This window comes from Synechococcus sp. UW69, from assembly GCF_900474185.1.
Classification (GTDB): Bacteria; Cyanobacteriota; Cyanobacteriia; order PCC-6307; family Cyanobiaceae; genus Parasynechococcus.
The window spans coordinates 65,783-88,285 of sequence record NZ_UCNW01000011.1 but is presented as its reverse complement, the minus strand read 5'-3'; the positions used below and the strand labels follow the sequence as shown (position 1 = coordinate 88,285).

Here is a 22,503-nt window from a genome sequence, read left to right as displayed (position 1 = left end):
AGTTGAGGTCTTTGCTGAAACTAGGCTGTGGCGATCTTCAACACGTTTTGAATCGCTTTACCTGCCGTGAGAAGGGCCTTGATTTCGTCAGGCTCTAGGGGCAGGGGGCAGACCTGACTCCAACCGTTTACCCCCAGCAGAACGGGTACACCTAGGACGCCGTGCCAGTCGAGCCATTCCCCAGCCAGTTGCACCTGGGCTGCAAACACCTGGGGCTTGGCTTCCGCAAGGCAGGCCACAAGATCGGTGACGGCGTGCGCCGTCATCACCTCTGTGGTGTGACCGTCACTGGTGAAGTGGGTCAAAAAGGGACGCAAACCGGTGCGAAGGTCCGGAGGGCAAGCCTCTATTAGGGCATTGGCCAAGTCCCACCGCTTCTCTTGCAGGTGCTCGAGCAGCACAGACCGTTGCTGTCGTAACCGCTCCGGGAATGACTGCAGCTCTGCCTGCTGTCGCAGTTGCTCCTGAAGGATAATCACCGCGTCGCCAGGTACCCCCCAAGCACTGATCTGACTCCTGCAGGGCACCAGGTGATCGCCGTGTTGCCCCAGGGTCCAAGCCTGGATGTGGGTTCGGCGGAGTTGCAGTGACCGTGCCAGTTCAGCGCGAAAACGCAGAGTGTCTGACCACGCACCGGCGCCGATCACCCGATGGCGTCCCACCGCATCCGCAAAGATCTGGACACCCATTTCCACGGGATTGGACTGAACGATCACCACCGGTCCGGATCCGGATGGATTGCATATTGCTTCTGCGTATTGCTCGAATACCAGGCGGTTCTGTGCGCCGAGCTGCGCGCGGTCGGCGGTTTGAGAGGGGTCGGTACTGAGGGTTCTGCCCGCCAGCATCACCACGACGTCGGCACAGATGTTGTTGACATCAAGCACAACTTCGATCGTCGGCGCGTCGTCACAGAAGGCGTCGTTGAGATCCGTTCGCAAGGCCCAAAGACTGGTTTCGCTGGAACCGCCTCGATGACCCACCAGCTGCAGGCAGCCGTCGGTCGGAATCAAGCGGCGGTTCAGAAGCTGAACCACTAGCTGACGTCCGCAGTGGCCGGAGGCTCCAATGACGGCGATGCGCAAGGTTGTTCGCTTGGTCTGCACTCATGATGATCCCTCTACTTTTAATCGGTGCTGTTATTACGGATGCCGCTGGCTCCGCCATTCATTGGAACCTCCAGGGTCGACTTCAAGTGGGGGGGGGGGATGACCGCGGGCAGCCTTTGGCCTTGTTCTTGGATTCAGCTGATTCCGCTGGCTTAATTCACACTTAGCCCCGCTCGTTTGACAGCGTTTTTATTGGCATCTAGTTGCCTTCCAGCAGCCTGGTTAGCTGTGCCTGAAGCTTCAAAGCACCAACAGCATTGCTGTGTTGCTTGCAGCGGATGCTGGCTTCGATGATTTCATCCAGTAGGGCCAGACGTGTGCCGAGGAAGTCAGAGCGTTCGACTGAGTAATCAGCACGGATGATTTCTCTTGCACGTTGTAGGTACGTCTCAGCTTGTCGCTTCTGTACCCCCCATTCTTCCGCGCAGAATCGCAGGATGTAGCTGTTTGTTTTCGCCGACGACAACAGTTTCACGACGGTATGAATCCGCCGATCAATTTCTGCTTTGTCGGACTTCTTCGCCATAACGATTCGACCTTGATTTCAGGTTAGTGACCTAAAGAATTAGGAGAAAGAAGCTGCCAGCAGTAGGGCTGGGGGCAGTGGGGCACTGAGTTCCTTCCTGAAATCAGGGTTATTGCTTGGCGCGGGAGGCGCTCTTCACCCCCGAAACACTCCCCTAAAAACTCTTCTGTATTCACTGCCCCATTGCCCCAGCAATGGAGAGATCGCAATTAGGGAGTGAGTTTTAAGCATTGGGCTGTGGTTGGGGCAGTGCAGGGGAAGTGGGTCTGATCCATTGATTGGTTTTGTCGGTTTTGGATCCATCAGGTAAAAGTGCTCTGGTTCTGGTCTTGGATCGCGTCCAGCCCAAAATCCGCAATCGGTTGCCCACCTGACGGCTGTATTCCTGTTCGCCCATTCGAATTCGGTTGATGTCCCACACAATCCGAGCAACCACCACCTCAGTGAGGTCTGGGTGGTCATCGCACCAGGATTCGACGGCATTGAGCACGACATCCTCAGCAGCAAAGTTCTGGGCATCGGCGCTGATCTGAGTGTTCTCCTCGTTGGAGTAATGCCACTCAGTGTTGGCATTGAATGCCGCCAGGGCTGAACCCCAGATCGCATCACGGTTGGCTTTGACCCAATCGGTATTGACGCTGTTGACGCTGATCACTGGGAACCGACGATTACCTGTCGGGTCTTTGATGAAGTCGTCGCGGTTAGTGGTGCCGACGATCCCGCAGGTTCGTGGGAGCGTTTCAACGCCACGTCCGTATGGCTTGCGAACGTTGTCGACTTGAGCTGAGAGGAACTTCTTGAGCGTTTCCGACTCACGCTTCCCGACAACCGAATCAATCTCTCCCCATTCGTGAATCCATGCTGAATGGAGCGACAGAACGTCGTCTTTCAGATTGCGGAGGTCGCCTAGGGAATCGGAGAACCACCGACCCCCAAGGATTGCCCACATTGTTGATTTGCCGATGCCCTGCTTAGGGCTATGAACAACCAGGGCGGTGTCGAGCTTGCAGCCAGGCTTCATCGCCCGCGCGACCAATCCGATCAGCTGGCGTTGCAGATGAACCTGCGCCCACGGCTCAGGAGTGTTCAGGCAACAGGCTGCAATTTGCTGCCAATCAACCTCCTCAAGCTTTGGGAGACCGCTGTTGAGGTAATCGCGAACAGGGTGATAGGCATTGCGCCTGGCAACGACGAGTGCAGCATCAGCGGCTCGCTTGGAATTGATTTCCAGCTGGTGTAGTTCAGCCAGCTGCAGATAAAGGGTTTGCAGGAAATCGCTGTCGACCTCTTTGCCGTTGTTCTCAATGCGCTGAGTCAGTTCGTTGAACCGCAGCGGCAGAACAATGTCGATTGCCTGCGTCAGTTTGTCTGTGCGAGGTCTGCGGAGCTTCCCGTCTTCGACTGGACCGAGAAGGTCGTCAAGCGTTTCTGCGCGGTCAAGAATGACTGGCTGAGGTTGCCAAGGCTCACTGGTGATGGCGGCGTTGATGGTGTCGGCATCAGGCTTCGCTGCTTCGATCCAATCCTCAACACCAAGCCCACCGTGCTCTGGCGGTTGTCTCCAGTTCAGACCCTTCATTGGGCTGAGCAGATGACGGCACTGAGGGAGCTGACGGGTTAGCTCCGCATACCACTTGTTTAGGTCCGCTAGGTCACAGTCAGGACAGAGCACGACATCACGACCGAGACGGCGCAGTTCAGCAATCAACCGCTCACTGATGCCAAGGATGCTGATGGCGTTATGCCCAAGGCTCAGCAGTAGCTCTGCCTTCAGCTCCCCACGGACAACGAAGAGAACACCACCATCGGTTGCCAGACGGGTTGTTGATTCCTTCCATAGATAGGGCTGTATCTCGGCTTCAGGGCGACCGGTGAGGGTTCCAGCCCATCGGACATCTTTTGGGCGGTTGTCGGGGTAATCAATCCGCCGCCGCTTTACGGGAACTTCTGAGCCATCCCAAAAGCGATATAGAAAATGGTGGGTTTTGGGTTCTCGCTTCAGCTTCTGAGGTTTGTCATTAGCGAGTTGCTCTGGTAGCCACTTCCCAAACCCTTGGGCTTCATCTGATTCACCGCAGTAGATGTAAGGGCGCTCAGGATGACGATTGCCTTTGGCGACCACGCCACCACGACTGGTGTGACAAAGAACCATCCCGACGTCCGTGATACGGCAATCACCGTCTTTTGTCCTGCCGCAAATGGGGCAGGGATTGTTTCTTCCAGAGGAACGCATGACTCATTCCCCCTCTTTTTTGAGGTGGTCCTCTTCGCCATAGGTTTCGATCAGCCCCAGGCGTCGCTCTAATTCAGCTTTCCGCTGAGTCTCGTGTTTGCGCACTGCCGCGATGGTTCTCTCGGCAAGTGTTTTTCTGATGGCGTCGATGTCATAGACCACCGGACCACCAAGGTTCCCAGTGGCAAATATGTAGTGATCGCCAGGTGACAACCTGCCGTCACGGCGCATTGCTCTGAGTGTGTTCTGTCTAATCGCTAGAAGCTTTGCGGCTTCAGGCTCATGCACCCAATGAGTGATTTGTGATGTGGAGGTCGGGGTATTTGAGAGGTCCCCATAACCACTCGAAGTAGGCGCTGATTTCGGGTGAGTCTTCTGCGGGAGGTTTCGATGCTTCTGCATCTATTGCTTCCTGCTGCACTGCAGCGGGTGGCCTTCCCTCGGTCTTGAACAGATGCTGCTGAAGGTGGTGAAAGCGATTGCCGATCTTGTGGCAAAGCAGTTCACCTTCGCGAGGTTTGCCCTCGGTGTGCTCCCGAATGACGCCTAAGGCGTGGGCGCGTCGAACCTTGCTATGAGCCGCCGCCGTTTCAGCCGCATTCCCGCAACGCACCGGGCGCTCACCTTTAGGTGTGCGGATTGGCAAGGCAATCCACTCTTCTAAGGGCAGCGTCTGCTGCGTCGGATGAATGGGCTTTGGCAGCTGTTCTCCAGACAACTGTTGACTGAGAGAAGGAGGTCGACGTCACCGCGGGTCGGGGGCACCGAGAAGCGCGATTCCGTTAATAGGGACGTTAGCTGGTGTGTGTAAGCGTCACTAGGCGTTCTGGAAAGTCGTGCGCAAAAAGGATTGTGGTCAGCTGGTTTTACGCACGTTTTACGCACGCCTGAGTGAATGCAAGAAAAAACCGCCCCTTGCGGAGCGGTGAAGATGTCAGCTGGGGACTGACTTTTTGAGGCATCGGGGAGACAGGATTCGAACCTGCGGCATCTTGCTCCCAAAGCAAGCGCGCTACCAAACTGCGCCACTCCCCGGCGCCTTAAGAGGTTAGCGGTCAGCGTGCAGTTGTTCAGCGAGGTCGACGCCGCTGCGAATCGCTCCTTCCGCTGTTCCAAAGCCAGGGCCCTCGATCCAATCCCCGCAAAATCCCACTCCGCTTTTGGGGCACCACTGAAGCTCTGGGTGAAGAGGGTGGTTGAGGGGGCGTGATGCTCCCCAGCGCATCACGCCGAGGGGTTTTGCCTGGTTCACCGCAGCTGATAGACCCGATGAAGACTTGAGCAGTTCTGGCAACAGGTTCACAAGACGATGTTGCTCTTGGGCGAGCAGGCGAGCCTGGCTTTGGGGAGTGATCGCTTCTCCCGAATCCAAACCATGCACCACCAGCCCCCAGCGTCCATCGCTTTGAGGCTGAAAAACGAGTCTTTCCACCTGCCAGCGCGCCTTCGCAGCTTCGTTCAACCAGATTTGAGCAGGGAAGCCATCACCCTTGAGGTCGGGCACGCCGAGGTCCACCATTAAGTTCCAGCGCACCTCGGCGCGCATGCGTTGGAGTTGACTCAGCACGGCATCGAGGCCGACGTCCACGCCCTTTGCCACGGCTGATCTCAAGGGGACGTCGTCCCACGCCAGCATCTTCAGGGAGCGGGGATGGGCCAGCAGGGTTCCACTAAGCACCAGTTTCTGGGCCTTGAGGCTCCAGCTCCGATCCTCGTTTTCCAGCAGCCAATGATCGTTGCGTCGTTCAAGCCAGCGCACGCGGGTCTCGAAATGACGGCTCACTTGCGCTGAGCCAACACCATCAAGCAGCTCTTCGCAGATGCGGGCCATGCAGGGAACGCCATGCCACCACCCGCCCTCCGGGCAGGCCTCAGGGCTTGTGGCGGCAGACAAGGCTGCGTCTGCGTCCAGAGAAAGCACAGGACGCTTGTTGCGCTCCAGGACACCTGCCGACTGCAACGGTGAAAGCAGTTCCTCCATCCCCTTGGAGGGAGGGTTTTTGAGAGCAAAACCAGGTGCTCCATGGTCGAGCAACCAGCCGCTTTGGTCTCTCCTGCGACGGCTAGCAGCCCTGCCCCCCGGCCCCCGGCCGGCTTCAATCAGCGCAATGTTCAGATTGGATTGCAACTGGTGGAATCGGCCGATCAGGCTGCAACCGGACAGCCCAGCACCGATGACCGCGAGATCAACCTCAGGCACGCTCGCTGACGTCATCGCCGCTGATCACATCCAGTAGCGCTCGGCAGCGACCCGGGAAAACAGTCCGCCCAGCAGAGCCAGAAGAATCGTGACGCCAAAAAACGCGAAATACGCCATCTGAACCGTAGGCCTGATCAAGAATTCACGGCTTTCTAACAGCCGCCGCAGTGATGGCCAGCCTGAGTCACGAGACGACATCAAAGCGTTGATATGGGTCGCCTGAGATTCGAACTCAGGACCAGCCGGTTAAAAGCCGGATGCTCTACCGCTGAGCTAGCGACCCGTGCCCGCTTGGGCATGCCATTTATGGCACCGAATGAGGTTATCACTCAGGTCGCCAGAGAAACTGGTGGTTGCTGAACCATGGTCATGACTGGCTCGAAGCCCTGGCCCGATCCCCAGATCGATGCGGACGCTTGGATCGCCGATTCCGCTGTTGTAATCGGCAACGTCCGGATGGCTGAGGGCAGCAGCCTCTGGCCCATGGCTGTGGCTCGCGGTGATTTGGAACAGATCAGCATCGGAGCGGGGAGCAATGTTCAGGATGGCGCCGTGCTCCATGGCGATCCGGGGCAGCCGGTACATATCGGTATCAACGTCACCATTGGTCACCGGGCCGTGATCCATGGCGCCACGCTGGAGGATGGGTGCCTGGTGGGGATTGGTGCCATCGTTCTGAATGGCGTCACCGTTGGTGCAGGTGCTCTGGTCGCCGCCGGATCAGTCGTCACGAGGGATGTGCCCCCTGGGACCCTGGTGATGGGCGCCCCGGCCGTCGTGAAGCGGGATCTTCCTCCGGAAGCGATCGAAGAGCAGCGCCGCCATGCCCAGCGCTATGCCCGACTGGCGGCATCCCACGCTCAAATCACTCCTTGAACTCAACCCCTTGATTGCTGCGAATTTGATCAGCTTTCAAGGAAGGTCGTGGGATCCACGTAGAAGTCCGTAAGATCGGCGACACTGATTTCCGTTTTCAAGAATGGTCCGAGTTGCCATCGGTCTGGTCCTCATCCTGGTGATCGTCGGTTACTCGGCCTTCAGCGTGATCACCACGGGCCAAGTCCTGGGTATTGATGCCCGTCTGTTCCTTGTGGTTGCTCCGATTCTCGCCGCCGTCAGCTGGGCTGCCTTCAACATCGGCCGTGCTGCGGTGGGTCAGTTGCAGCTGATGCTCAAGCGCAGCCGCGCTTGATTCACAGGCGAGCAAGCTTCGTAGGCTGAAGGCTGCTTGATGCAGCTGGTTGTCTCAATCTCCACATGTCACTGTGCTCGGTGCCGGTCTTGCCGGTACCGAAGCGGCTTGGCAGATCGCCCGTGCTGGGGTTGCAGTCACCCTGGTGGAGATGCGTCCGATTCGACGATCTCCCGCCCACCACAGCAGCGACTTCGCTGAGTTGGTCTGCAGCAACAGTTTCGGCGCCCTGAGCAGCGACCGTGCAGCGGGTTTGCTGCAGGAGGAGCTGCGTCGGCTGGGATCCCTCGTGATCGGCACGGCCGACACCCACGCTGTCCCGGCGGGTGGGGCGTTGGCCGTCGATCGCGGTCGCTACAGCGCTGCGCTGACTGAAGTTCTGGATCAACACCCTCTGGTCACGATTGAACGCCGCGAGCAGCACACCCTGCCGCCGGCTGATGCGATCACGGTGCTGGCGACGGGGCCGCTCACCAGTGAACCCCTCGCGGAGGATCTGCGCTGTTTCACCGGCCGAGCTGATTGCCACTTCTTTGATGCGGCGAGCCCAATCGTCCATGGCGACAGCATTGATCTGTCGGTGGCTTTTCGCGCTAGCCGCTACGACAAGGGTGATGCGGACTACATCAACTGCCCCATGGACAAGGAGCAATACCTGGCCTTCCGCCAGGCCTTGCTCGAAGCCGAACAGGCCGAACTCAAGGACTTTGATCAGAACGACGCCACCTTCTTTGAGGGCTGTTTGCCGATTGAGGAGCTGGCCCGTCGGGGTGAAGACACCATGCGCTACGGCCCGTTGAAGCCGATCGGGCTCTGGGACCCTCGTTGGGGTGATGTGAATGATCGCGACGTGCGCCGGGCCAAGCGCGCCTACGCCGTGGTTCAGCTGCGGCAGGAAGACAAGGATGGTCGTCTGTGGAATCTGGTGGGCTTCCAGACGAATCTCAAATGGGGAGAGCAGAAGCGTGTTCTTCAGATGATTCCTGGGTTGGGCCAGGCGGAATTCGTGCGGTTCGGTGTGATGCACCGCAACACCTTTCTTGAATCGCCGCAGCTGCTGCAGCCCACGCTGCAATTCCGCCAGCGTCCCACCCTCTTGGCTGCTGGTCAGATCACGGGCACCGAGGGCTATGCCGCCGCCGTTGCCGGTGGCTGGTTGGCCGGCACCAATGCGGCTCGGTTGGCCCGGGGGCTTGAGCCCATTGATCTGCCATCGACCTGCATGAGTGGAGCCCTCACCCATTTCGTTAGCGAGGCGCCCACCGCGAAATTTCAGCCGATGCCCCCCAATTTTGGACTTTTGCCCGATCTACCGGAGCGGATCCGCGACAAGCGAGCCCGCTATGGCGCTTACCGCGATCGCGCCTTGCATGACCTAGAGCCGGTGCAGGCCCTTCAACCCGAGACTCTGACGGTATGAACACCCCTGCTGAGGCTCGCCGGATCGAACAGCGCTCGCTGCGCTTTGGGGTCGGAGCCAATGCAGTGATGGCACTCGCCGGGTTTTCCGCCCATGTGCTGACCGGTTCGTCGGCCCTGCTGTTGGACGGTCTCTATTCCGGTGTGCTGGTGGGTTCATCGTTGATTGCCAGCCGCATCAGCATGAATGTTGTGCGTCCCCCGGATCGAGCCTGGCCCTATGGCTATGAGGGGCAGGAGGCCCTGTATGTGTTGTTCCGCTCCCTGGTGCTGCTGGGGGTGATCGGCTTTGGCGTCGGCAGCGCTTGCTCCACCCTGATCGACTGGTGGCGGGGCTCCAGCATTGCTCCTCTGCATCTGGAACCGGTGGGGCTTTACACCGTTCTGATGACAGCGCTGTGCGGGCTTTTGGCCTGGCGGCATCGGCGGGATTGGCGCCGCACCGGGGGAGTGTCCCTATTGCTGTTGACGGAGGCCCGTAATGCTCGGATCGATGCGGTGATCACCCTGGCCACAGGCCTGGCCCTGCTGGCCTCTCCGTTGTTGCTGGCAACGCCGCTTTCCGCGCTGGCGCCGATTACCGATGCACTGCTGGTGCTTGCGGTCAGCCTGGCCTTGTTGCGCGAACCCTTGGCGGCGCTGCGTGATGCCATGGCCCAGGCCGCCGGGTGCGCCGCCGACCCGGATGTGTTGCAGCGCACCCGGGTTGTGTTGATGCAGGAACTGGTGGGGCTTCAGTTGCAAATGATGGACTTCACCGTGCAGCAGTTGGGCCGTACAGCCTTTGTCGTGGTCTACATCAATCCTCTGCAGCCCCAGGAAAGTTGGGTGATTGATGGGCTGCGCCATCACATTGATGCCCGTTGCAGTGCCGAACTCGGGCGGCCGGTGCGCTCTGAAGTGATCCTCACGGTGATGCCGCCGATTCATCGTCCGGATCCAAGGCCGCAGACGGCCCCTTAGCGTCACTTCAAAGAAGCGATGCCATGAGCGAGAAGCAGCAGTGGGATGCCGTTGTGATCGGTTCAGGCATCGGTGGCTTGGTCACCGCCAGTCAGTTGGCGGCGAAAGGAGCCAAGACTCTTGTCTTGGAGAGGTATGTGATCCCCGGCGGCAGTGGGGGAGCCTTCAAGCGTGAGGGCTACACCTTTGACGTTGGGGCCTCGATGATTTTCGGCTTCGGGACGAAGGGATACACCAACCTGCTCACTCGGGCCTTGGCGGACGTGGGCGAGCACTGCGACACCATTCCCGACTCCGCCCAGCTGGAGTACCACATGCCCGGTGGCCTGCGCATCGCGGTGGATCGCGACTACGAGCAGTTCATCGCTGATCTCACGGCACGGTTTCCCCACGAGGCCGAGGGAATCCGCCGCTTTTACGACACCTGTTGGCAGGTGTTCAACTGCTTGGACGCCATGCCGCTGCTGTCCCTGGAGGATCCGGCCTATCTGACCAAGGTGTTCTTTAAAGCGCCACTGGCCTGCTTAGGCCTAGCTCGCTGGCTGCCGTTCAATGTCGGAGCGGTGGCTCGCCAGCACATCAAGGACGAGCAGCTGTTGAAGTTCATCGATATCGAGTGCTTCTGCTGGTCGGTGATGCCGGCGGATCGCACGCCGATGATCAATGCCGGCATGGTGTTTTCCGATCGCCATGCGGGGGGGATCAATTACCCCAAAGGAGGCGTCGGCGTGATCGCCGAAAAGCTGGTGCAGGGATTGGAACGCCACGGTGGCGCCATTCGCTACAAGGCTCGGGTCACCGAGGTCCTGATCGAGAACGATCAGGCGGTGGGCGTGAAACTGGCCGATGGCGAGATCATCCATGCCAAGCGGGTGATCTCCAATGCCACCCGATGGGACACCTTCTCGGGTGATGGTGATGAAAAGCGCCGCTCTGGCCAGGCCCTGGTTGATGCTGCCCACACGCCTGACAAGGAGCAGTTCTGGCGCAAGCGCTATGTGCCTTCGCCGTCCTTCCTCTCGCTGCATCTGGGCGTTCGGGCCGATCTAATTCCGGCCGGCACCCACTGCCACCACCTGCTTCTCGAAGAATGGAGCCGGATGGAAGACGAGCAGGGGGTCATCTTCGTGTCGATGCCTTCGCTTTTGGATCCGGATCTGGCCCCGGCTGGCCATCACATCGTCCACACCTTCACGCCTTCATCGATGCAGGCCTGGCAAGGGCTATCTCCCAGTCAGTACCGGGAGAAAAAGGAAGCCGATGCCGCGCGATTGATCCAGCGACTCGAGGCGGTCCTGCCCGGCCTTGCGGAGGCCATCACCCACAAGGAGATCGGCACGCCCCGCAGCCACCGGCGTTTTCTTGGTCGCTTTCAGGGCAGCTACGGCCCGATCCCGGCGATGCAGCTCCCGGGTCTGCTGCCGATGCCGTTCAACCGCACCGGACTGAAGAACCTCTATTGCGTGGGTGATTCCTGTTTCCCCGGCCAGGGTCTGAATGCTGTGGCCTTCAGTGGGTTTGCCTGTGCCCATCGGGTTGGGGCCGATCTGGGCCTGAACCCCTGGGCGCTGCCGGCCTGATCTTTTGCTTAGCGTGATTTCATCTAGGAGTTGGGATGTCGCCTGAGTTTCAGCCGTCGTCGGAAGATCTGGCCCGCTACCTCGAACAGAGGGGTGAGCTCAGCAAGCCCTGGAATCTGCAGATGCTGCGTCTCAAAAAACTCAAGGAAGCCAAAGACTCGATGGATCCTCAGCTGTATCTCGAGAAGGTGCAGGAGGCCCACGCCGATCTAATGCGTCTGGGACAGTTCTGGAAAGGCCGTGAACAGGAGGTGTTTGGTGGCACCTACCAACCCTCCGAACTGATCGAACCGCTGCCGGGGTCCCCGGACGACCGATGACCGGCATCGAACGCTTCGGCCTATCACCCCTGATCCGCTTCACCCTGCTCAGCCTCTATGGGGCCTTGGTGTTGCCCTTGCCGTTGCTCGCTCCTGCTGAGCTTCGATGGCTGATGGTGGCAGGGCTGCTGCTGGGCCTGGTGTTGGTGATCGGTTTGTTGAGTGAACGGGTGGAGACCGATGCCGAGGGAATTCAGGTGCGTTACCCCGCCTGGATCCGCTGGTTGCTGCGCCGCGGCTGGACCATGCGTTGGCAGGACATCCGTGGCTTGGTTCCCGTCGGCACCAGTCAGGGCGGAACGGTGTATTACGTGAAGGCAGCCGATCTTCGTCACCAGCTGTTGCCGCAACGCATCGAGCGCTTTGATCGATTCCTGGCTCTGCTGGCGGCCAACACCAATGTGTCGACCAAGGGCATCGGGCGTTTGACACCACCCTGGACCTATCAGCTCTTGGCTGGCCTAGCCGTGATGATGATTGCCGGCGAACTGCTTGCTTCCCTGGCCCTGGCTCAAGGCTGGATCGGCTTGCCTGCAGGTTATCCAGGCTGACGAAAGAAAGCCCCGGATCGTGCTTCTCGGTGGCTTTGTGATTGATACAGGCTTCAACACTGCGGAAACCAAGGACTATCCCTACCCCTCCTCCGGTGCAGAAATCCGGCGAAGACGTCTGGTTCGTTAACGCCGAATCGCAACTGGTCTGTCAGCTCAAGCAGATTCAGCGGCAGTTGATTCTCAGAGAGTGCCTTGCTGCAGGGGGCCAGCACATTTTTTCCAGCCCATCGACTTGAGCGTGTTCCATTTCTCCAAAGCCTCTTGGCGCGTCATCAGCTGACTGCCCTGGGGGATTGGATCATCAGGTGGTCGCCAATGAAAATTGCGCAGGCAAATTAATTCATTTCGAGAGCCATCCCGATGGCTTGTGAACTGGCAGAACATCTGCTGTGGCTCATTGCTTAGCCAAGCGCCTTCAGTTTTGTAGGAAAGATCTTCAGTAATGGTTTCGCTCCATATGAGCTTGCCTTGATTCGGAAACCAGCTGCTGCTTTTGGTATTGGAGCTGGCGGAGTTTCTCAATGTGCTGCGCGTGCTCTCCGCTGCTCCAGTGTTGAGGGAATGCAACTCGGGCCTGAAGCTCTGAAATTTCGTTATTGAGTGTTCGCGCTGGGTCCTCGGACCGAAGTACCCCTTCACTGTGAACCATCACAGCCATCTATGCCGCAGAACCGCTTGGGGATACCCAGGCACAAGTCCGTCCATCGAAGATGTGGAGACAAGGCTGAATCCAGCCAGGCCAACCCAATGAGCAAAGTCAAAGGCCTCATCAATGCTCACCTTTGTCCTGTACTGATCAGCTTTGTGGTGATCGATGCAGCCATCCAGATCGCACCGATCGCCGGCACTTCAACCAGTGCTTTGAAACCATTGGGAAAGTGACCGGGAAGCCTCTGGGCGGCATAGGTGCTGTAGCCGTCTGTAACGGTCGCCCCAGGGCTGACGTGGTGATCGTCGACTGATTTCAGACAGGTATTTCTGCTTCGATCTCCCAGCCTTCATTGGCAAGCTCTTCCGACGTCTTGGGGGCGTCTTCAGAAACGACATCGATGAGGAGAAACTTCTCTCCTTGGTTGCAATAAATCCTGGTTAATCCGATCACGGCGGGGGCTCCCGGGTGTCGACCCCGCCATGGTTACCCGTGTGAACGGATAAATCAACTGCGCCTGGGCTGGAAACAACTCTTGATTTCGTTCAGATGTTTGCGGTTGCCAAGTCGCTTCAAGACGCTCAAATCGACCCAGTTGGTCTTATGGGATGACAACCGAGCTAACAAACCTCCCCTGTGGAACGGTTCAGGTCAAAGTCTGTTTGAACCACGTCTGTGAATTGGGTTGGGTGACCTCACACCATTTGGTCCCGCCTAAAGAGGCTCAACTGAAGAAATCAATCCGCCTCCACTCGGAAGGCATAAGCGAATCTCTCTGAATGCTGCCCTGGCGGTGATTCGTGATGGAGCGGTGGGATTTTGTCGTCTCCTCGTGGCTGCTTGTAAGCGATCCCTTGCGGTGACTCTTGGCGTTCCCCTACTGGTGTGAGCAAACATCCCAGGGTTGTGAGAACGTCGATTTCAACTCATCCAACGACGGTAAGAATCCAGTCTCTGACTGGAATGACGACACCTGATCTAGCTCGCCGGCAGGTTGTCCAGGCTGAAGCGATAGCCCCGCTGACGCACGGTGGTGATTCCACCGCCCTCGCCCAGACCAGCCTGTTCCAACTTGCGGCGCAGGGTCAGCACCTGGGTGTCCACGGAGCGGGGGCCGCCACTGAAGGGTGGCCAGGCCATCCGCAGCAGTTCCTGTCGGCTACGCACCAGCCCAGGGGGCATCAAAAGGGCACAAAGCAGGGCGAATTCGCGAGGGCTGAGCTCCACCGGCTGCTCCCTCAGCGTCACTTGGCGCAGCAGCAGATGCACTTCGAGCGGTCCGACGGTGACCCGTTCCTGCAGACCGCTGTGCCCCCGCTTGAGCAGGGTGCGGCAACGGGCGGCCAATTCCTCAAGACCGAAAGGCTTGCGCAACACATCATCGGCGCCGTCATCCAGCAGGCCCACCACTGGTTCTGCACCGGTACGTGCCGTCAGCACAATCACAGGGCATCGCAGCTGTTCGGCCAGACGGAGTGCAGAGCTCCGCTCCAGCAGTTCCGCGCTGACCAACAGATCGGGAGACTGTTCCTGACAGACCTCCAAAGCTTCAACGGCATTGGCAACAGCTGCCGTGAGATGTCCGTCATGACGGAGCCGCTGGACCAGCACCGTGCGCAGGGTTGGATGCGGCTCGACCACCAAGACCCGAGAAGGCTCCTGACCGGTGTTTGAGGTTGGCATCACAACCGAATCGGAGCTGGCTGCAGACGTTTCAGCCGAAAGGTTGTGGGGAGTGGAGGTCACTGGATCGGCTCAGGCGCGCCTACGCTAAGCCGAATTTCCTGGCAGGCTGGTAACAGGGGCTGCTGTTGCATCTCATGACATCACTCGACGACCCTGAAGCTATCCGTCATTTCCAGTCGCTGTGCGATGCCTGCCAGGAGCTGACCACGCGCTATCACACCCCTTCGGAGCTGCGGCTGTACTCCGACGGCTATCTGCATGCCTTGAGAAAATCAGGTTCTCTTGACCCTCGTTCTCAGCATCGCCTTGAGCAATTGATCGATCGCTGGATCATGGATCCCTCCAGCTTTATTGGCCCTGACGGGGATGTCAGCACTTTGTATATGCAGCATCCCCGGGGCTATTGAGTTAGCTCGCCAGAGCAATTTCCAATTTTTCCCTGAGTTCGCCGGAGTTGTACATCTCGATCAGGATGTCAGAGCCGCCCATGAATTCCCCGTTCACGTAAACCTGGGGAATGGTGGGCCAGCTGGAAAAGTCCTTGATTCCCTGGCGAATTTCCATATCGGAAAGAACATCGAATGTCTCGAATGCCACACCGAGGGAGTGCAGGATTTGGACCACGTTGTTTGAGAAACCGCACTGGGGCATCAACTTGGAGCCCTTCATGAACACGAAGATCGGGCTGGAGGCGACCAGAGTTTCGATTCGAGCTTTGGTGGAAGGGTCCATCGTTGATCGTGGGTTGAGCGTTAAGCGGACGCAGCGTCCGAAGGAGTTGAGGTGTTGAGCGCGAGGGCATGAATCGCCTCGCTTGCCAATTCTTGCTGCAGAGCGCCGTAGACCATCTGATGCTGACGGATGCGTGAGAGGCCCGCAAAAGCGGACGACACAACCGTCACTTGGAGGTGGTCACCGCCGCCGGTCAGATCCTCAACGGTGACCTTGGCGTCTGGAATGACCTGTTGGATCGCGGCTTCAACGGCATCCGGCTGCACCATGGCGGTGGTTGCGCAAGTGGGAACTGGCTCAGATGCTGACAGACCGGCTTATTGGCCGGCTGCAGATGCACCTCGGAATTCCGTTTCGACAAAGCCCAGTTCCAGAAGGCTTTGGTAGGCCTGCTGACCCTGGGGCTTGGCGGGTGTCATCAGCTTGACCACCTCGACCAGCACTGGAACAGCCACCTCCGGCTGGTTTTGGCGACGGAACAAGGCTGCAAGCCTCAGGTTGGTTTCGGCCAGCAGCTCGAGGGCTTCACGGCCCTTGTTGTCCATCTCACGGGGAATGCGCGCGTCCAGCCCGCGGAAGGCACCACTGAGATCGCGGTAGAAGGCCAGCAGTTGCTTGGACGCTTGACGGGCCTTGTCGTAATCAGCCCGTGCCGCTGCAAGGTCTCCCCGGCTGGCGGCAGCATCGCCGCTGGCGAGCATGGATCGAACAGCCGCAGGGTTGAATCCACCCTGGGTTTGAGCAAGAACGCGGTTTCCTGCTGACGTTTGTGCGATGCCAGGAGCCGCAGTGACACCCAGGGTCGCCACCAGTGCAGCAGCTGTCAGCAATGCGCGACAACCCATGAGAACAGCAAGAAAAGTTTGGCGGACTTTAGAAGCCTTTTAGTGGTCGGCCAACGGCAGTACGGGCCGCTTGTTCAGCCGTATGCATCGCATCCGCCAATTGGATGTTGAACAGGCGTGTTGCCTCACGCTCGCCTTTTGGTGGCACCGTCAGGGCGGAACCGAAACAAATGGCAGCCCGGCTGAAGGGCCGTGGTGGGGCCTGGCTGTACCCGAGCCCGACGGGAACGACAGGAACGGAAACGCCTCGGCTCTGGGCGAGCTGAGCCAGACGCACCAGACCCGGCCACAGCTGAATGGCCTGGTCGGTTCGATGGATCCTTCCTTCGGGGAACATCACCAGCTGCTGTCCGGCGGCCAAAAGATCGATGGCGAGGCGCAAGGTGGTCATCGAGGGTCGTCCCTGGTCCACCGGAAAGCAGCCCAGCCGTTGGAGAAACCATCCCTGCAGCCCACGCATTTCAGTGGTTGTCACCATGAAGCGACAGTCGCGGCCACTGACCCGTCGGCCAGCGGCCATCGGCAGCATGAGGGCATCCCAGCGGGCGCGGTGCGTTGGCGCCAAGATCACTGGTCCTTGATGGGGCAGATGCTCCGGATGCAGCACCAGCCGCTCACGAAACTGAAGACGCAGCGCGAGATCCTGGGTGGTGAACATCGCCAGGGGGGCCCAGAAACGGTCGATTCCGACACTTAGGGCGCTTTCTCGGGTCGCCAGGGCCGCTTGCAACGGGCTCTACAAATTCGACGTTTGAGAACTTAAGGCCCCCAGGCAAAGCTGCATAGGATCCGGCCAACGACTGCCTCGTCATGGCCAGCCTCGGCGTCAATATCGACCACATCGCCAACATTCGAGAAGCGAGGCGAACCGTGGAGCCAGACCCAGTGTCTATGGCTCTTTTCGCCGAACTCGGCGGTGCTGATGGGATCACCGTGCACCTGAGGGAAGATCGCCGCCATATCCAGGATCGGGATGTGGAGTTGCTCAGGCAAACCGTGCGCTCCAGGCTCAACCTGGAAATGGCAGCCACCGAAGAGATGGTGGCCATTGCGCTGAGGATTAAGCCCGACATGGTCACGCTGGTGCCGGAACGGCGTGAGGAGGTCACGACCGAGGGAGGCCTGGATGTGGCAGGACAAAAAGACTCCCTGCGTGGTTTTGTGCAAACCCTTCAGGCCGCCAACATTCCGGTCAGCCTGTTTGTGGATCCGGAGTCCAATCAGCTTGATGCCTGCAGAAGCACGGGTGCCTGCTGGGTGGAATTGCACACGGGACGGTATGCCGATGCCGACTGGAACACCCAGCCGCAGGAGTTGGCGCGGTTGCACGAAGGCACAGCCATCGCTCGGCAGCTGGGTTTAAGGGTCAACGCCGGCCATGGCCTGACATATCAGAACGTTGAGCCAATTGCAGCCATTCCCGGCATGGAGGAACTCAACATTGGCCACACGATCGTGGCGCGTTCCGTGGCCGTCGGACTGCAACAGGCGGTGCGGGATATGAAGGTCTTGGTTCAGAATCCCCGCCTGGATCCCCTTTTTGGACAAGCGCCCGGATGACGACGTATCACTTCATTGCAGCCAGCGAGCGCTTCCTCACGGTGGAGGAGCCGCTGGAGGAAGTGCTTCGGGAGCGTCAGCGCAACTACGCCGAGACGGGAAAGGAGATCGATTTTTGGTTGGTGAAGCAACCGGTGTTTCTTGAGGCGCCAGAGATGGCTGACGTCAAGGCGAAGGTCCCTCAACCAGCTGCTGCAGTGGTGTCCACCGACCCCACCTTCATCACCTTCCTCAAACTGCGTCTCGAATACGTCGTGGTGGGCTCCTTCGAGGCACCGTCCGAGGTTATTCCCGATGCTCTTGCCAATGCCGTCTGATGAATCCCAGTTCCCTTCCTGTTCAGCAGCGCATCGCACTTCTGGTCAAAGCCCTCGATGGTGCTGAGAAAACCAATAAGGCCTTGGCAACCTGTGCCGATGGAGACGCAATGGTGGACATCCTTTTGGGTGCTTCGGCCAAGCTGGGGTTAAGGCTGACCCGTCGCGATCTCACCGAGACGCCCCCGATTCGTGACTGGATTTGGTTCAAAAACAATGACCCTCTGGTCACCGTCGGTGATACCAAGCCCCGTTATCGACGAGCAACCCCAGAAAAAGCCAAGCCAGACTCGTCAGAACAGCCGGAACGCAAGCGTTTTCTCGGTTTGTTCTGATCTGCTTTTTGGTTGATTGCTGGGGTCAGTGGGGTAGACAGAATTGGGAGATCTCCATGGCCTTGTCTTGAACCAGAGCAAACGCAAGCACTGGGTGATTGGAGATGTGCACGGCTGCTACCAGCCTTTGCTCAATCTGCTTGCGATTCTGCCGCCGAACGACCATCTGGTGTTCTGCGGGGATGTGATCAACCGTGGTGAGGCCATCCCTGCAACGATGGATCTGGTTTGGGATCTGATCCAGACGGGCCGTGCAACGTGGTTGCGCGGTAACCACGAGCAAGATCTCATCCATGCTTTGGAGAACCACGTTGTTGATTCATCGCAGGAAGGCTTGAGCCAACACGCCACCGTCGGCCAGTTGGGCGAGAGCAGCGCGAGACAGTGGCTCCCGCGACTGCAACAGCTCCCCCTCGTGTATCGAGGTGACGGCTGGTGCGCCACCCACGCCGGATTCAATGCTGATGGCCAGCCGGATCTCTCCATTCGCGACCCGTTCTGGGAGATCTATGACGGTCGTTTTGGCCTCGTTGTTGTGGGACACACGCCCCGTCCCCAGGTGGAGCGCCTGGAGCGCATCGTGCTGATCGATACAGGGGCGGTCTACGGCGGTTGTCTGTCGGCGTTCTGCCCGGAAACGGATGCTGTTGTGCAGGTTCAGGGGGCTGCAACGGACACATCCTTTCCCAGGCCTTCGGATCTCCAGCAAAGACCGTCTGTGCTGTCTGCAAATACAGGCTCTTGCTGACGGTTTACCGAAGCAACAGGGCTGAATTTTTGGCTCGCTTGCTGTCTCGGCAGTTGATTGAGCAGCAGCTTGGGCCTTTGGAGACGGTTGAGGTGATGGTCAACACCTGGCCCACCAGCCGATGGCTGGGGGAGCAGCTGGCCATGGCCAATGGCATCAGCTCTCTGGTGCGTTTCCCGTTTCCGGGCAGTCGCTTGCGGCAGCTGGTGCGCCAGGTGCTTCATCTCCCGGCTCAGGAAGATGATCCTTGGCGGGCGGGCCAGCTGGTCTGGGCTGTACTTGAGCTGCTTCCCGAACTGTTGGAGCAACCGGTCGCCCAGCCTCTTCAGGTGTGGTTAGCCCAGCGAGAGGGAACCACCTCGGGGTTAACGCGGGATCGCTGGCAGCTGGCACGATCAATCGCCGATGCCATGGACGATTACGCCCTCTATCGCCCAGATCAACTGGAGCGATGGAAACGGCCGCGGCCAGAAGATGACTGGCAAGCCGTTCTCTGGAGACTGCTAGCCCAACGGCTGCCCCGCGCCCCCTTTGGCCTGCAGGTGCGTGAGGCTGTTGATTCGCTTCGGCGAGGAGACGTCGACCCGGCCGTGCTGCCGGAGCGGTTGAGGCTGTTCGGCATCAGCGCTCTGGCGCCGGTGCAGGTTGAACTCATTCAGGCCTTGTCTGGGCTTCTGGAGGTGGAGATCTACCTGCTGACGCCTTGCCCGGACCTCTGGCAGCGTTGCGGCAGTCGGCGGGCCTCACTTGGGGAGGACTGGCTTTCCCCTCCCGATGGTGGCTGGTTGGCTGAAGCGCCTCGTTTGGAGGCTGTTCTCGGGCGGATGGGTGCTGAATTTCAGCAGTTGTTGGAAGGCTCCGGTGAAGCGCAGCTGGGGGAGCGACGCGAGGGTGACCTTTTTGCGGGGTCCCTGCAGATCGCCGCTGCTGAACAGCGTCAGCCCACCCTGCTCGATCAGCTTCAGCAGCAGCTTGTGGATGCCGAAAGCATCCCCGCGTTAACCCGTTTCACCAACGACCAGTCGCTGTTGTTTCAGGCAGCGCCGGGGCCTTGGCGGGAGGTGCAATTGGTGCGTGATCGCATTCTTCAGTGGCTGGCGGCCGATCCCGATCTTGCGCCGCGAGACGTGCTGGTGATGACGCCGCAGATTGAGCGCTATGCACCGCTGCTTAGCTCTGTGTTCAACGACACGGCTGCCATCGGTATCGATTTGCCCTGGCGCCTCACCGACCGCAGTCAGCAGAACAGTCCTGGGTTGTCGATGGCGATGTTCACGTTGTTGGAGCTAGCGGCCACGCGCCTCACCGCTACGGGTCTGGAACGTCTTCTGGCCAACCCGGCTATTCAGGGCCAGCAGGGACTCACGGCGGAGGACGCGGTGTTGATGACCCAAACGCTTCAACGCAGCGGTTTTCGCTGGGGTCTGGATTCCCGGGAGCGCGGGAGTGATGAGGTGCACAGCCTGCGCTGGTGTCTGGACCGCTGGCTGCTCGGGCTGGTGCTGCCGGTCGAGCCGGGCCTGGCGCCAGCGGGGGCGGCACCGTTTCAGCAGGGGCTCGACCCCGACCACCTGGTGCGTTGGTGGAGTCTTCTGGATCGTCTGGCGCGCATGCTGGATCGCTTGCGCCAGCCCCGGCCATGCCATGGCTGGGTTCAGCTGCTGCAGTCCCTGCTCGAGGAGCTGTTTGCTGATGGTGGAGCCTGGGCCGACGAGTTGCAGAGCTGGGCTGCGGCGCTGGAGGAGTGGCGGCTGCGGGCGGAAGATTGCTCCTTGGACCTCGACGCTGCCGTGGCGCTGGAGGTGCTGCAGGAGGCGTTGTCGGTGGACAGCGGCCGCTTCGGTCACCGCAGTGGTGCTCTCACCATCAGCGCCCTGGAGCCGATGCGAGCGATTCCCCACAAGGTGATTGTGTTGATGGGGTTAGACAGCGCTGACTTCCCTCGCCCGAGCCGGCGTCCTGGCTTCCATCTGCTGGAGCAGCAACGGAGTCTGGGGGACCCCCGTAGCAGCGACCAGGACCGCTACGTGCTGCTGGAGGCCTTGATGTCCGCTCGGCGTCATCTTTTGATCAGCTGGTGCGGTCGGCTGGAGCGCACGGGTGAGCCCCAGCCGCCAGCGGCGCCCGTGGAACAGTGGCTTGCCGTCCTGCAGGAGCAGTTGCGTCGGGCCAGCGCCTCCACGGAGGGGTTGGTGATCACTCCGGCGGCCAACCCCCTGTCCCCTGAAAACTTCAGACCCGAGGCGCCGCTTAGTTGTGATCGACGCCAGCTGGAGGCCAGGCGTTGTCTCGATCGCGCCCCAGCATCGGCCCAGGACTCCCTGGGGCTGGCCTGGTCATCGCTTTGGCGGGAACCGCTGGCTAGGGACGCTGACGTTCCGACCTCGGTCTCGGCGTTGGACCCTGAAGCGTTGCTGACCTGGATGCAGCAGCCCCAGAAGGCCTGGTTGCAAGCGCGGGGGTTGCGTCCAGGTGAAGGCATTGAGGCTGTGGAAGACCTTGAAGCCCTCGAGCTGGACGGTTTGCAGCGCTATCTGCTGCTCAACCATGAGCTTGAGGAGCAATTCATTCTTGGGTCGGCTCCAGATTGGACGGCGTTGCTGGCGGGCCAGGGCGTGCTTCCTGCGGGTGCTGGCGCTGCTCTGGAGCAGGAGGATCTGCAGCAGCGTTGGCAGGCCCTGCAGCGTCAGTTGGCATCGCTCGGCCCCTGCCGGCGGGAGGTCCATGTCCTCGCGTGCTTGCCAACGCCCCTGCTTTTTGCCGGGGACACCCAGGTGGTGGTGCAGCCCGGCATGCTTACGGCCGCGGCCGTGATGCGCGGTTGGTTGCTGCATCTGCTGCTTTGTGCTGAGGGTCTGGCTCCTGCTGGTGGTTCAGCGGTGGTGGCCCGCAGCACACGGGTTGCCGGAGCTGAGGTGCATCTGCGTTGGGCTGCGTTACCGGAGGCTGAAGCCATGGATCGGCTGCACCAGCTTCAGGATTTGGCGCAACAGGGCCTGGTGCAGTGCTGGCCGGTTCCCCCGAAGAGTGGCTGGCAGATGGTGGCCAAAGAGCAGCGCAAACCGGGTTCCGGGGAACTGGGATTTCGAGCGACCTGGCAGGAGGAAGGAACCACCCCGGTGATGCAGCTCTGCTTTGGTACGGAGATCTCCGCGGAGCAGCTGATGGATCAGGACGGATTCCAAGAGGCTTGCCAGCTGCTTTACGGCCCTCTCCTGGCGCAACTTCGCTAAGTGAAAAGCTCGTCCAACATCTCGCCCATGCGTTCATTCGATATCACCACGGGATCTCCTGCCTGACGTCGGAAGAAGTAAGCCCGATGTTCCTGGCCGATGCTTTCGACAGCGGCGGCCTTGCTCACGAGCAGCTGAGCCAATTTCTGACGACGTTCAGGAGACACAACAACGCAGGTGCTTTTCACCAACCTGTTCGCTGCTGGCACCGCATCGACACAAGCCCCTGTTCTCTCAAGGGTTGAGTCGTATCGCTTCATAAGCCCACAAAAAAGCGAGGGTTCTTCAGGCCCTCGCTCAGG

General features: G+C 59.7%; 29 protein-coding genes and 2 tRNA genes. 14 read left to right on the top strand and 17 right to left on the bottom strand.

Features of this window, described 5'->3' with window-relative positions:
* Positions 1-20: 20 nt before the first annotated feature.
* From DXY29_RS11275 to DXY29_RS11245, 9 genes are all read right to left on the bottom strand, one after another.
* Positions 21-1,106, bottom strand: a complete 1,086-nt coding sequence (locus DXY29_RS11275; RefSeq protein ID WP_115025142.1) for a lactate dehydrogenase — start codon at positions 1,104-1,106, stop codon at positions 21-23.
* Positions 1,107-1,308: 202 nt separating this feature from the next.
* Positions 1,309-1,635: a hypothetical protein gene (locus DXY29_RS11270; RefSeq protein WP_115025141.1), complete on the bottom strand. Its 327-nt coding sequence runs from the start codon at positions 1,633-1,635 to the stop codon at positions 1,309-1,311.
* Positions 1,636-1,858: 223 nt separating this feature from the next.
* Positions 1,859-3,787 (bottom strand): VapE domain-containing protein, encoded by a 1,929-nt coding sequence (locus DXY29_RS11265; protein WP_179948578.1) that lies wholly within the window; start codon positions 3,785-3,787, stop codon positions 1,859-1,861.
* A gap of 84 nt (positions 3,788-3,871) precedes the next feature.
* On the bottom strand, positions 3,872-4,099 hold the full coding sequence (locus tag DXY29_RS11260; protein ID WP_244279383.1) for a DNA-binding protein: 228 nt from the start codon (positions 4,097-4,099) through the stop codon (positions 3,872-3,874).
* Between the two features lie 49 nt (positions 4,100-4,148).
* The gene (locus DXY29_RS13595; protein WP_170952212.1) at positions 4,149-4,586 is read right to left on the bottom strand and encodes a hypothetical protein; all 438 of its coding nucleotides are present in this window, start codon (positions 4,584-4,586) and stop codon (positions 4,149-4,151) included.
* A gap of 243 nt (positions 4,587-4,829) precedes the next feature.
* Positions 4,830-4,903 (bottom strand) — tRNA-Pro (locus tag DXY29_RS11255).
* Positions 4,904-4,916: 13 nt separating this feature from the next.
* Positions 4,917-6,083: an NAD(P)-binding protein gene (locus DXY29_RS11250; RefSeq protein WP_115025139.1), complete on the bottom strand. Its 1,167-nt coding sequence runs from the start codon at positions 6,081-6,083 to the stop codon at positions 4,917-4,919.
* A gap of 9 nt (positions 6,084-6,092) precedes the next feature.
* The gene (locus DXY29_RS13590) at positions 6,093-6,266 is read right to left on the bottom strand and encodes a hypothetical protein (RefSeq protein ID WP_170952219.1); all 174 of its coding nucleotides are present in this window, start codon (positions 6,264-6,266) and stop codon (positions 6,093-6,095) included.
* Between the two features lie 13 nt (positions 6,267-6,279).
* Positions 6,280-6,351, bottom strand: a tRNA-Lys gene (locus tag DXY29_RS11245).
* Positions 6,352-6,437: 86 nt separating this feature from the next.
* Here DXY29_RS11245 and DXY29_RS11240 point away from each other — a divergent pair.
* From DXY29_RS11240 to DXY29_RS11210, 7 genes are all read left to right on the top strand, one after another.
* Positions 6,438-6,944, top strand: coding sequence for a gamma carbonic anhydrase family protein (locus DXY29_RS11240; RefSeq protein WP_115025138.1), 507 nt, complete (start codon positions 6,438-6,440; stop codon positions 6,942-6,944).
* 193 nt (positions 6,945-7,137) lie between these two features.
* Positions 7,138-7,260, top strand: coding sequence for a photosystem II protein Y (locus DXY29_RS13585; protein WP_025362202.1), 123 nt, complete (start codon positions 7,138-7,140; stop codon positions 7,258-7,260).
* A gap of 49 nt (positions 7,261-7,309) precedes the next feature.
* Positions 7,310-8,680: an FADH(2)-oxidizing methylenetetrahydrofolate--tRNA-(uracil(54)-C(5))-methyltransferase TrmFO gene (gene trmFO / locus DXY29_RS11230; RefSeq protein WP_115025137.1), complete on the top strand. Its 1,371-nt coding sequence runs from the start codon at positions 7,310-7,312 to the stop codon at positions 8,678-8,680.
* Entirely contained in the window at positions 8,677-9,642 is a 966-nt protein-coding gene (locus tag DXY29_RS11225) for a cation transporter (protein WP_115025136.1), read from the top strand. The genes trmFO and DXY29_RS11225 overlap by 4 nt, the downstream gene beginning before the upstream one ends.
* A 23-nt stretch (positions 9,643-9,665) precedes the next feature.
* Complete coding sequence (gene crtH, locus DXY29_RS11220) at positions 9,666-11,222, top strand: carotenoid isomerase (RefSeq protein ID WP_115025135.1); 1,557 nt, start codon at positions 9,666-9,668, stop codon at positions 11,220-11,222.
* A 35-nt stretch (positions 11,223-11,257) separates the two neighbouring features.
* Positions 11,258-11,542, top strand: a complete 285-nt coding sequence (locus DXY29_RS11215) for a hypothetical protein (protein ID WP_115025134.1) — start codon at positions 11,258-11,260, stop codon at positions 11,540-11,542.
* A complete protein-coding gene (locus tag DXY29_RS11210) occupies positions 11,539-12,093 on the top strand; it encodes a hypothetical protein (RefSeq protein ID WP_115025133.1) in 555 nt (184 codons plus the stop codon). The genes DXY29_RS11215 and DXY29_RS11210 overlap by 4 nt, the downstream gene beginning before the upstream one ends.
* Positions 12,094-12,276: 183 nt before the next feature.
* Here DXY29_RS11210 and DXY29_RS13735 read toward each other — a convergent pair whose 3' ends face one another.
* Entirely contained in the window at positions 12,277-12,663 is a 387-nt protein-coding gene (locus DXY29_RS13735; RefSeq protein WP_226407693.1) for a hypothetical protein, read from the bottom strand.
* Positions 12,664-12,843: 180 nt separating this feature from the next.
* Between DXY29_RS13735 and DXY29_RS13875 the strand changes: the two genes are divergently transcribed.
* The gene (locus DXY29_RS13875; RefSeq protein WP_256377610.1) at positions 12,844-12,978 is read left to right on the top strand and encodes a hypothetical protein; all 135 of its coding nucleotides are present in this window, start codon (positions 12,844-12,846) and stop codon (positions 12,976-12,978) included.
* Between the two features lie 82 nt (positions 12,979-13,060).
* On the opposite strand, the gene DXY29_RS13580 is transcribed toward DXY29_RS13875, so the two are convergent.
* Together DXY29_RS13580 and DXY29_RS11200 are read right to left on the bottom strand one after the other, a co-directional pair.
* Positions 13,061-13,198: a hypothetical protein gene (locus DXY29_RS13580; RefSeq protein WP_170952217.1), complete on the bottom strand. Its 138-nt coding sequence runs from the start codon at positions 13,196-13,198 to the stop codon at positions 13,061-13,063.
* A 525-nt stretch (positions 13,199-13,723) separates the two neighbouring features.
* Positions 13,724-14,491 carry a response regulator transcription factor gene (locus DXY29_RS11200; RefSeq protein WP_115025132.1) on the bottom strand — a complete coding sequence of 256 codons (768 nt, stop codon included), beginning with the start codon at positions 14,489-14,491 and terminating at the stop codon, positions 13,724-13,726.
* 74 nt (positions 14,492-14,565) lie between these two features.
* Here DXY29_RS11200 and DXY29_RS11195 point away from each other — a divergent pair, with 74 nt between their 5' ends.
* Entirely contained in the window at positions 14,566-14,838 is a 273-nt protein-coding gene (locus DXY29_RS11195; RefSeq protein ID WP_115025131.1) for a DUF6761 family protein, read from the top strand.
* 1 nt (position 14,839) lies between these two features.
* Here DXY29_RS11195 and grxD read toward each other — a convergent pair whose 3' ends face one another.
* Genes grxD through DXY29_RS11175 form a run of 4 tightly spaced genes read right to left on the bottom strand, consistent with a single transcriptional unit; the run spans position 14,840 to position 16,738 of the window.
* A complete protein-coding gene (gene grxD / locus DXY29_RS11190) occupies positions 14,840-15,163 on the bottom strand; it encodes a Grx4 family monothiol glutaredoxin (RefSeq protein ID WP_115025130.1) in 324 nt (107 codons plus the stop codon).
* A gap of 20 nt (positions 15,164-15,183) precedes the next feature.
* Positions 15,184-15,432 carry a BolA family protein gene (locus DXY29_RS11185; RefSeq protein ID WP_115025129.1) on the bottom strand — a complete coding sequence of 83 codons (249 nt, stop codon included), beginning with the start codon at positions 15,430-15,432 and terminating at the stop codon, positions 15,184-15,186.
* 48 nt (positions 15,433-15,480) lie between these two features.
* The gene (locus DXY29_RS11180; protein ID WP_115025128.1) at positions 15,481-16,008 is read right to left on the bottom strand and encodes a hypothetical protein; all 528 of its coding nucleotides are present in this window, start codon (positions 16,006-16,008) and stop codon (positions 15,481-15,483) included.
* A 28-nt stretch (positions 16,009-16,036) separates the two neighbouring features.
* Positions 16,037-16,738: a lysophospholipid acyltransferase family protein gene (locus DXY29_RS11175; RefSeq protein ID WP_170952216.1), complete on the bottom strand. Its 702-nt coding sequence runs from the start codon at positions 16,736-16,738 to the stop codon at positions 16,037-16,039.
* Positions 16,739-16,818: 80 nt separating this feature from the next.
* Between DXY29_RS11175 and DXY29_RS11170 the strand changes: the two genes are divergently transcribed.
* From DXY29_RS11170 to DXY29_RS11150, 5 genes are all read left to right on the top strand, one after another.
* Positions 16,819-17,568 carry a pyridoxine 5'-phosphate synthase gene (locus DXY29_RS11170; protein ID WP_115025127.1) on the top strand — a complete coding sequence of 250 codons (750 nt, stop codon included), beginning with the start codon at positions 16,819-16,821 and terminating at the stop codon, positions 17,566-17,568.
* On the top strand, positions 17,565-17,885 hold the full coding sequence (locus DXY29_RS11165; RefSeq protein ID WP_115025126.1) for an MgPME-cyclase complex family protein: 321 nt from the start codon (positions 17,565-17,567) through the stop codon (positions 17,883-17,885). Before DXY29_RS11170 ends, DXY29_RS11165 begins: the two co-directional genes overlap by 4 nt.
* Entirely contained in the window at positions 17,885-18,220 is a 336-nt protein-coding gene (locus tag DXY29_RS11160; protein ID WP_115025125.1) for a hypothetical protein, read from the top strand. Before DXY29_RS11165 ends, DXY29_RS11160 begins: the two co-directional genes overlap by 1 nt.
* A gap of 67 nt (positions 18,221-18,287) precedes the next feature.
* On the top strand, positions 18,288-18,968 hold the full coding sequence (locus tag DXY29_RS11155; protein WP_115025357.1) for a metallophosphoesterase: 681 nt from the start codon (positions 18,288-18,290) through the stop codon (positions 18,966-18,968).
* Entirely contained in the window at positions 18,962-22,201 is a 3,240-nt protein-coding gene (locus tag DXY29_RS11150; RefSeq protein ID WP_115025124.1) for an exodeoxyribonuclease V subunit gamma, read from the top strand. The genes DXY29_RS11155 and DXY29_RS11150 overlap by 7 nt, the downstream gene beginning before the upstream one ends.
* On the opposite strand, the gene DXY29_RS11145 is transcribed toward DXY29_RS11150, so the two are convergent.
* The gene (locus DXY29_RS11145) at positions 22,198-22,389 is read right to left on the bottom strand and encodes a hypothetical protein (protein WP_170952211.1); all 192 of its coding nucleotides are present in this window, start codon (positions 22,387-22,389) and stop codon (positions 22,198-22,200) included. The two genes, DXY29_RS11150 and DXY29_RS11145, sit on opposite strands and share 4 nt — an antisense overlap.
* Positions 22,390-22,503 lie beyond the last annotated feature (114 nt).